Source organism: Mesorhizobium sp. M0019 (assembly GCF_040323975.1).
Lineage (GTDB): Bacteria > Pseudomonadota > Alphaproteobacteria > Rhizobiales > Rhizobiaceae > Mesorhizobium.
Map to the genome: position 1 here is coordinate 1 of NZ_JAMYVK010000098.1, position 8,958 is coordinate 8,958.

The window sequence follows — 8,958 nt, forward strand, 5'->3', positions numbered from 1 at the left end:
TCCGACATGGACGCCTCCGTTCAAGTGATGATCAACGACACCACTTTGGCACAGCGATGCCGTCAGGGGGCGTCCACCCCATCAATCTCGGCTCGCACAAGGGCAAGGCCGTGCGCCGCGCCATTCGGTCAGCCGGCGCCAGGTTGTTCGTGCTGCCGAAATACTCGCCCGACCTCAACCCGATCGAGAAGCTCTTCGCCAAGCTTAAGCATTGGCTGCGCAAAGCTGCCAAGCGAACAGTCAAGGACGTCTGCGATGCCATTGGACACATCCTCGGCACCGTCACTTCAACCGAATGCCGACATTACTTCACAGAAGCCGGATATGCCCAACCTAAATTCATCCCGCTCTAGTGAAGCGCTGATCGTGCTGTGGGAGGCTTCGGACCGGATCTGCGGGAAGCGGCTGAAAGCGTTGGTGCCGATCCTGGTCGAGGCGATGGAGCGTCACGGGCATCTTCAGCTTGCGCCGGAAGTCCGGACGCGGCTTTTGGCGACGAGTGCGCGCTTCGCGCGGTCCGGTGGCGGCAAGCGGCGCCGGCCCATGGCATCCTCGGCGCTGCGGCGGAGCATACCGATCCGCACCTTCTCCGACTGGCAACATCCGCCGCCCGGCTTTGTGGAGGCCGACCTGGTGGCGCACAGCGGCCCGGTGACGAGCGGCAGCTTTGTGCAGTTCTCACCGACGTTGCGAGCGGATGGACGGAATGCGCGCCTTTGCTGGTCCGCGAGCAGAAGCTGCTGAGCGAGGTGCTGACGGAATTGCGGCGGTTGCTGCCGTTCGACCTTCTCGGCTTCGACACCGACAATGACGGCGTGTTCCTGAACGAGACGGTGCGTGATTATTGTCAGGAGACCGGTATCGCGTTCACGCGCTGCCGGCCGTACCACAAGAATGATCAGGCTTTTGTCGAGCAGAAGAACGGTGCCGTGGTGCGCCGCATGGTCGGCTATCGCCGGCTGGAGGGGCTTGAAGCCGCCGCAGCCCTGGCGCAGCTCTATCCGACGGTGCGGCTGTTCGTGAACTGCTTCCAGCCCTCCTTCAAGTTGGCCGGAAAGGAGCGGGACGGCGCCCATGCGCGCAAGCGTTATTATCGCCCGGCCACGCCCTGCCAACGATTGCTGGCGGATCTGCGGACGCCGCAACCGGTTCACGCCGCACTCGCGCAAACATATGCGCGGTTGGACCCTGTCCGGTTGCTGAGCAAGATGCGGATGGCGCAGCAGCGCCTCGTCGACATCGCCGACAGGTCCGGCACGCCATCGGTTGTGGCGGCCGATCCATCTCTCGACCGGTTCCTGTCAGGCCTGCGCACGGCTTGGAAGGAGGGTGAATCCGTCCAACCGCGCAAGCCAAGCCGAAGCAAAAACGGGGCCGTCGGCGACCGGATCCTTTCGCTCTCGTCACCAAGAACTGCAAGCGTGGTTTGACGAAGAGTCCTGGCGGACGAGCCGTGAATTGCTGGACCGTCTGCAGGCGGAGCATCCGGGGCAATATCCCGATCAGTTGCTGCGCACGATGGAGCGCCGCTTGAATCTGGGCGAAAGGAAAGGCGCACGCAATGGTGTTCGGCGCGATGCAGTTCGAGCCGGCAATCGAGCCGGTGTCCCAGTCGTGGGGAACATTATGATGAGGCAACGGATAATGTCGGTCGGGAGCATTCCACGGTGAGGCAATACGGCTTCTCATCACCGCCTGCATTTGCCTCGTCCACACCGCCGCTAGATCCCCTTTCATGGGTGGGTGGCCTCATTGAACGCCCATAGCCCGGCAACGCTGCCGGCGGCTTAGTCCAACACGTTTTTAGCTCGCCATCGCCATCCACCGCAGCGCACTCTCTCGCCCGCCTCACTGTGACGACCGCCGCAAAGCTCCTGCATCGCATAGAGCGCCTGCACGCGGTTCACAATGGCGGCCGTTTGATCGCGGCCCAACTAAGATAGACTGCCACCGTGTGCGTGGGCCCGTCAAGCACTCCCAGTGCGATTCGGTGCCAGACAAGCGTTAGGACGATTCGGCGGACGCATCACTCGATTCGACCGGACATGCCGTGGAGACCGGAATACTCGAAAGATATGGCCGCCGCACAACCGCAGTTCATTGCCAAGTCGAGGCGACAGCTCCATCAGGCGTTGTCCACATAGCCCACCCTTTTCAGGTGGCTTCCTGCCGCTCGATCAGTTCTTTCACTCTCTGTTTGCGGTGCATCTCGGCGCGCGCCCAGCGTTCCCGTATCTCCACGCATTTCAGCTGCGTGTGCGCAAAGAGCGTTTTTGCCACAGAAACCTGGTCGTTGGTTGATCTTTTCCCGGGTCCTCCTCCGAACTGCAAAGCGTCCCTGCACTCTTCGAGACTCGCCGGTAACACATCAGCGAGGTGGCTGGCTAGTTCGCTTCGGCGCTCCGCGACGCAGCTATCGAGAGACAGGCGTCTGGCGATTTCGCCAATCAGTGTGTGGGCCTGTCTGAAAGGAACACCTCGAGACGCCATCCGTTCTGCGGCGACGGACGTCATTTGTGAGCCGTCTTCCAGGTTTTCACGCATCGACCGCACGTTGAAGGACATGAATTTCACAATCAGGGATGTGAGGGTGATGGCCCGTTTCAGAGCATCTTCTGCAAGGCCTAGCGGAGAGCAGCCGTAGTTGCTCGCTTCGATCGAGTTGCTGAAAGGTGCTTTGCAGGCTGCTGTTGCCGCAGAAACGTAGGCCCCAATCACAGTGCTTGCCGAACCCTTGATGTGTTCAAGCAGAAACGGGTTCTTCTTTTGGGGCAGCATGGAAGAGCCGCCAGCAAGATTTTGAGGAACGTCGATGAGCGCGAACTCCCGCGTCGTCCAAACCTGCAGGTCCTGGGCCACACGACTGAGCAAGATTGAAACGCCAGCGAAGAGTGAAAGCGCTTGTAGGTGATGGTCACGGCTTGCAACAGCATCAAGTGAGTTGAATGACGGCAGTTCGAATCCCAGAAGATATGCTGTCTTCAAGGGATCTATACGCATGCTGGTGCCTCCGCCGGCACCAGCTCCCATAGGACAGTTCCTGATGTCTTCCAGCAGGCAATGGAGGCGCTGGCGCTCGCGCCCCAGAGCGAAGAAGACGCCAAGCAGGTAGTGCCCTGGCGATCCGGGGAGTGCGATCTGATACTGACTGTACAACGGAGCCACAAGTATCGATGCTTCCTCCACTCGCTGAAGCAGGGCATCTTGTGCAGTTCCTATTCCTTGCGAGATGGAACACGCAGCTTCCCGAAGGACCAGAAGAGAAATGGTCGCGTTCAAGTCGTTGCGGGACCTCGCAAGGTGCAGCCAGCCGGCCTTTTCTGGGCCGGCTCTGGCGGCAAGTTCGGCCTCATAGGCCAGATAGACACCACGGGGAGCATCACGCCCCTCCAACGACTGAAAGCCCTCGTCCTGGAGATCCAAGATGTGCTTGAGCAGATCGGCAGCGGCTGGTTGGCTGACCAAGCCCTGGTCCGCGAGCATCACCAGATGTGCTTCGTCTATGGTCGCCTGATGCCGCAGAAGGCGACCGTCACGCGAGATTTCGATAGGCGGAGCGAGCAACTTCATCGCTTCGGGATGTAGGCTCCACTTGCTCTGGCTTGACCCAGCGACTTGCTTGTCGTCCGACTCTCCAGTAGCCGCCTCAATATCGATCACGATGGAATCGATCATCCGTTGAGCTGCCGCGGCGGCGGCATTGAGTTCATCAGCGACGGCTACGGCGTAGGCTACGCGATCTCTAAAGTCGCCATTTATTTGAACTTCCTCTCCCTCAGATTTCAGAAGACCCGCCTCAAGCACCGTCGGGTCTGGATTTCGAGAAAAGCCCAGGCGTTTTAGCTTGCCGGATTTATGAACGACTTGGAAGCGGATGGCTCCCGCCCTTGCGCTCGCGCCTGGAGGCGTGAATCCTTCTCCCGCATAAAGTCTAATCACCATGTCAAGGATTGGTGTGCCCAAGGCGTGCGAGAGCATGACTGGAATCATTCCTCCAGCCAGCCTGGGATTGACCTCAATGATGACGGGGCCCGACTCCGTTATCACGAACTCCACATGAGCCGGTCCGAACTTCAGGCCTAGGGCCGACACCGCGCCCGCGGCAAAAGAGGCCAGTCTGCGGAGGGATGGCTCCGGAAGTGGGGCCGGGAAGTCGTGACCTAGCTCGACGAAGCAGGGAGCGGGCCCCTTGTGCTTGGCAAGAATTCCAAGGCAATGCAGCGCCCCATCGTAAGCAATTATCTCTGCAGAGTATTCTTTGCCCTCTATATATTGTTGGATGAGGATGTCGGGGCTGGGCAGATCCACTTGATCCAACAATACGTCCTTTGCACCCTCAAACCCTTTTATGGCGGCTGTGGCAGTATCGCACAGCCGCACGCCGCTACTACCGCTTCCGGAGACCGGCTTTACGACGACTGGCAGAGTGACTTCGGTAAGTATATTCTCGAGGTCTCTGATAGATGTGGCCAACCGAGTTTCAGGGATCGTGATTGATTGTCGCCGTAACTCGGCCGCTTGCTTCCATTTGTTCCGGCATGTGGCCACAGCCTCCGGATTTGGTGCTGGTAACCCCATTACCGTTGCGGCACGCGCAGCTCCTTCCACGAAATAATCCGACGATGAATATATTCCTTCCAGCCCTCTTAATTTCGCGGCGACCCCGATGAGTTCATCCGGACTACGCGTTTCAGCTTCGATAACGTGAGCGACGGAGTCCTTAAGAAACGGATAGCGCGCACGATTGCGCGTGACGAGATAGGGCTCAAAGCCCAGGACCCTGGCCCGCTTCATCAATAGTTCGCCAGTGCCCGTCGTGTTGCTTTCCACGAAAAGAAAGCTACCTCGGTTCTTCATGAAGCATTCTCCAGCACGTTTAGGACAGCTTCCCGGCTTCTCCGATTCCAATGATATCGGTTCCATGGTGGGAGAGCCGTCGAAGGATGCTCTTCGCTAGACGGAGCGTCCAGAAGAACACCTTCATGTAGACACCGGTTCTGCTTAAGCCACTCGTGGTCGTAAGCAGATTCGACGTAGCGGTGCCCTTCATCAGGACATATGACAACTACGGTTTCTCTTGAATCCTGCCGAGCGCGCCAACGTCCAACGATGTAGCTCGCTCCGGAGGTCGGACCGGCGAAAACGGCATGCCGCTCGTGGAGGGCGCGAGTTGCAGCAAATGCGAGCGGAGCCGAGATGAGATGCACCTCGTTATACAGTTCATGCTTCACGTTCTTGGGGACAAGACTGTTCCCCAGCCCCCGCAATTTCCGTTCGCCATCTTGTTGGCCAAAAATGACGCTATTGAAGGTATCCACTCCAATTAGGCGAGCGCCAGGGGCTTTTTGACGGAGCCCCTCTATCGTTCCGCAAGTAGAGCCGCCCGACCCCACAGAACCGACCAAAGTTACGTCGGCTTCTAATATCTCCGATATTTGCTCCGCGAAGAACTTATAGGCTGCGGGGTTGTCAGGTGTTTCGTATTGCCTGGGCCAGAAACAGGAGTGGCCCAACTGTCTCATTCTAGCATGTAATGCGTCGAGGCGGCTTCTTTGATAGCCACCCAGCTTCGCCTTTTCAGTTATTATGAACACTTCGGCTCCCAAGGAGCGCAACCTGTTTTCCAGGCCTTTGTCCATCACTGGGTCTGTGAAGATTTCGAGTTGGAATCCACGTTCCCGGCAAACTACGGCCAAACCCAGCGCGAAAGTTCCGCTCGAGGTCTCGATAACTTTCATGCCGTGCGTCAAGCTCCCTCGAGCCATCGCTTGCTCAATGATGTACTTCGCAGGGAGAAGCTTCATGAACGCAAACTGCGCAAGATAAAGGTTTGTCTCACACCTAATAATGCTGGGGAGAGCATAGGCATCAGAATAGCCGGAGAATGGCAGGCGTTTGCGAACGGCGTCCATATTGCTTCCTCATCGGCAGCCAGTCATGGTCAGATATATTTTTGGCGAGTTGTCGAACGGCGATACATGGGCGAGCACGGACCGAAGCTTCCGTGGGAACTCATCCGCCATTCGATCAAGCAGGATTCCGATCATTGTGCCGCTGTGCGCGACTATGACCCCGAGAGCGCCAGTGGCCTCGGATGCTTCCAGCATCGAGTACAGGTGCTCCTTTGGAGCCCGCTCCTGATGCAGGCGCGCGCTGGCTGTAGCTATTCTGCCTATCGTGGCCGTGTCACCCCGCGGAATTGCTATCCGTGCGCGGTCGAGTAGTTCCTGATATTCTGCTCTGTGACTGGCGGAGATTTCACCTCGCCGTTGATCATAGTCGACGGTTTCGATCGTCCCTCCTTCATCAATTCCAACGATTGCAAGCGGCGGCATTTGCCCAAGAAAGGAGAGAAGGCTACATGCTCGCTGCCGATATGCGACGACGCCAGGATACATAACCCCGTCGGATGGCTCGATCTCCGACATTAGCTTCTCGATCAACGATGTCCGGACTCTACGCTTGAAGCAGCAGGCGATTGACCGTGCAGTCGCGACAAGATCGGCAGACGAACTCGCCAGCCCTTTGCCTTCAGGGAGCTCAGATTGCAAAAGGAGGATTCCTCCTGAGGCGCCGAGCGCAATCACGAGATTCTCAGCCAGTCGCTTTGCTTTGACTTTATGTGGCGGATAAACGGTTACGGATCGTGTGCCTGCGATCGGCATGAAGTGAGCTCGCGCAAAGAGCGCGATGGGCATTGTCACCAAGAAGTGAGGGTCCTGGGGAACAGAGCCGACCGGCAACTGGCCTTGCAGCAACTCGCCGAATGTGCCGCAACAAAGAGCGTCGCTAGAATGAACCCTTGGCTGCTGCCCTTCCTCGGCAATAATCTGGGCTGCATCTGCGCCATCGAACGTCTGGTGATACATGTATGGCCTCCAAACTTCATCGGCGGCCGCTTCGAGAAGTTCTCTAGTCGACATCCTAGTCCCGCTTCCTGGAGGGCCGATAGGATGAGTATATTTTTGGATCGCCATATCACTTCCCAATCAGGTACATTGAAGTGTGAATTGCCGTACGAGACGATACCGGGATCATCAGAAGATGAGCTCGCGTTTCATTGTGATACTTGGAGTACCTAGGGGCATAGGGTGCCTAACCTCGGATTTTGGGTTGAGTGTAGCATTGTCAGCATTTTTAGGTCGCAAAGATTCTGTTAAATTACTTGTAGGATCTGTTGCACCGTTTGATACGGCCGAGTGGCATGGAGCGTCTCAGCAAATTTCGGTGCCTGTGAGGTTCAAGGGACGCCATTTTGAGCAGTGAGTGATCCTGCTTTGGCTGCGCTGGTACCTGGCCGTCCGGCGCGATTCCCACGTCCAGCGCAGATCACCCGCGGCGAGGCGCGGGGCCACGCTGGCAGGTCTATGACCGGCCAAGCGGTCTAGTCGGAAGGCACGGCCCGCGTTGCCTTAAGGCATGGCTCGGCCACCGGCGTTTGCAACGATCCGCGCATTCTCCGTGTTGAACGCTGCCGCCGTCCTGGCTGACCTTCGGTACCTCAAGCCGGCCAGCACACCGGTCGCGAGAGCCCGTCGAATGGGCGTCCGCTATGTCCTGACATGCAAACGCCTCCGCCAAAGCTAGAGCTTCTTCGCAGGTCGCCGAATCCATGCAAGGGTCAGAGTGACAGCCCAGCGGTCCGCTACGATAAAATGCGGTCGCGATCCGATGCGTATTCGGACTTGGGGATGCCGTTCCGAACTAGCGCCTTGTTTTGTTTCAGTTTGTTGGGCAAATTGCAATAAATGTTGCGCAAATTGATGCGATTGGTTGAAATTGCTAAGTAATTATAAATTCCAAGCATGGCCGGCGTCGCACGATGGATGACCTAGACCGAAGAATCCTTACAGCGCTACAGCGGAACAACCGGCTCGCCTTTGCCGAACTCGCGGAACTCGTCGGCTCTTCGGCCGCCTCATGCATGCGTCGAGTGAACAAGTTACGTGCGGACGGCGTGATCGTTGCGGATATCTCGCTCGTGAATCCGAAGGCTCTTGGCAAATCGCTTACCGTTGTCGTGACAGTAGAGCTCGACCGTGAACGTCTGGACCTTGTCGACGATTTCAAGCGCGCGATGCGCTTGGCCAAGGAAGTAACTCAGTGCTACATGGTAACGGGCGACGCCGATTTCGTCCTGATCGTGGCGGTTGAGGATGTCGAGGCCTTCGACGTCTTCGTTAAGACGAAGCTCTATACTAACCCCAATGTCCGAAAATTTAGGAGCATGATCAGCCTTGATCGCGTAAAATTCGAGCCACGGATCACGGTATAGCTTTCGGCGGATTGCCCTGAAGCCATCTATCCGAGCTGCTTTTCGAGGCCCTTTGCACGTCCAGCTCCGATCGAACATTTAGCGTGGGGAACTTCGCGAAGCAGAGGGCTAGCCCTACGCCGCCACCGCCCCGGAAACACTCCGGCACCCCGAACCGCGAAGATTGCAAACTCCGGAGAGAGCAGATGAACTCAGGGGTGTGAGGCTTCTCGGCGTGAGAGACGTCGATGCGCCGTTCATAATGGCGCGCGAGCCGTTTGCCAGCGCGTCATCCATCCGAAGTTGCGCTCGACCACCCAGCGGCGGGGCAGAACCTGGAACCCCTTCTGGTCGTCGGATCGATGACCGCGAAGTTGAGATAGGCTGCTTCGTCTATAAGCTTCAGCCGGTCATAGGTGCTGTCAGCGAACAGATGCTTTACGCAGGGCCAACGCTTGCGGATGCCGTCCAGGACCGCCTGAGCCCCCGCACTGTCGGAGATGTCGGCGGTGGTGAGATCGTTCTATCCGGCGAGGGACGCGCACGGACCTATTTGTTTTCGCGCGATCGATGGCGATGAGGTTTTGAAGTAATTACCCACCCCCTTGCCCCCTCGATACGGCACGGTGCGTCGTCACTCGTCGTCGATGTCCGGGTACTGCGGGGGAGCCTTGCCGATCTTGCTGACGATCCTCGGGTAATTG

General features: G+C 57.9%; 5 protein-coding genes and 2 pseudogenes. 3 read left to right on the top strand and 4 right to left on the bottom strand.

Going from position 1 to position 8,958, the window contains the following annotated elements; translation table 11 throughout:
- Positions 1-353, top strand: a 353-nt coding sequence (locus NKK47_RS34270; protein ID WP_352579828.1) for a transposase, incomplete at its 5' end; no start/stop codon positions are given.
- 4 nt (positions 354-357) lie between these two features.
- Positions 358-1,630, top strand: a pseudogene (locus tag NKK47_RS34275) (transposase); the annotation flags it as partial.
- A 524-nt stretch (positions 1,631-2,154) separates the two neighbouring features.
- On the opposite strand, the gene NKK47_RS34280 reads toward NKK47_RS34275, so the two are convergent.
- Genes NKK47_RS34280 through NKK47_RS34290 form a run of 3 tightly spaced genes read right to left on the bottom strand, consistent with a single transcriptional unit; the run spans position 2,155 to position 6,869 of the window.
- Positions 2,155-4,857: a lyase family protein gene (locus tag NKK47_RS34280; RefSeq protein WP_352579829.1), complete on the bottom strand. Its 2,703-nt coding sequence runs from the start codon at positions 4,855-4,857 to the stop codon at positions 2,155-2,157.
- The gene (locus tag NKK47_RS34285) at positions 4,854-5,912 is read right to left on the bottom strand and encodes a cysteine synthase family protein (protein WP_352579830.1); all 1,059 of its coding nucleotides are present in this window, start codon (positions 5,910-5,912) and stop codon (positions 4,854-4,856) included. The genes NKK47_RS34280 and NKK47_RS34285 overlap by 4 nt, the downstream gene beginning before the upstream one ends.
- A 9-nt stretch (positions 5,913-5,921) precedes the next feature.
- Positions 5,922-6,869 carry a GHMP family kinase ATP-binding protein gene (locus NKK47_RS34290; protein WP_352579831.1) on the bottom strand — a complete coding sequence of 316 codons (948 nt, stop codon included), beginning with the start codon at positions 6,867-6,869 and terminating at the stop codon, positions 5,922-5,924.
- Between the two features lie 953 nt (positions 6,870-7,822).
- On the opposite strand from NKK47_RS34290, the gene NKK47_RS34295 reads away from it, so the two are divergent.
- Positions 7,823-8,275 carry an Lrp/AsnC family transcriptional regulator gene (locus NKK47_RS34295; protein ID WP_352579832.1) on the top strand — a complete coding sequence of 151 codons (453 nt, stop codon included), beginning with the start codon at positions 7,823-7,825 and terminating at the stop codon, positions 8,273-8,275.
- A 211-nt stretch (positions 8,276-8,486) separates the two neighbouring features.
- Here the strand turns inward: NKK47_RS34295 and NKK47_RS34300 are convergent.
- Positions 8,487-8,774: pseudogene (locus NKK47_RS34300) on the bottom strand (transposase); the annotation flags it as partial.
- Positions 8,775-8,958 lie beyond the last annotated feature (184 nt).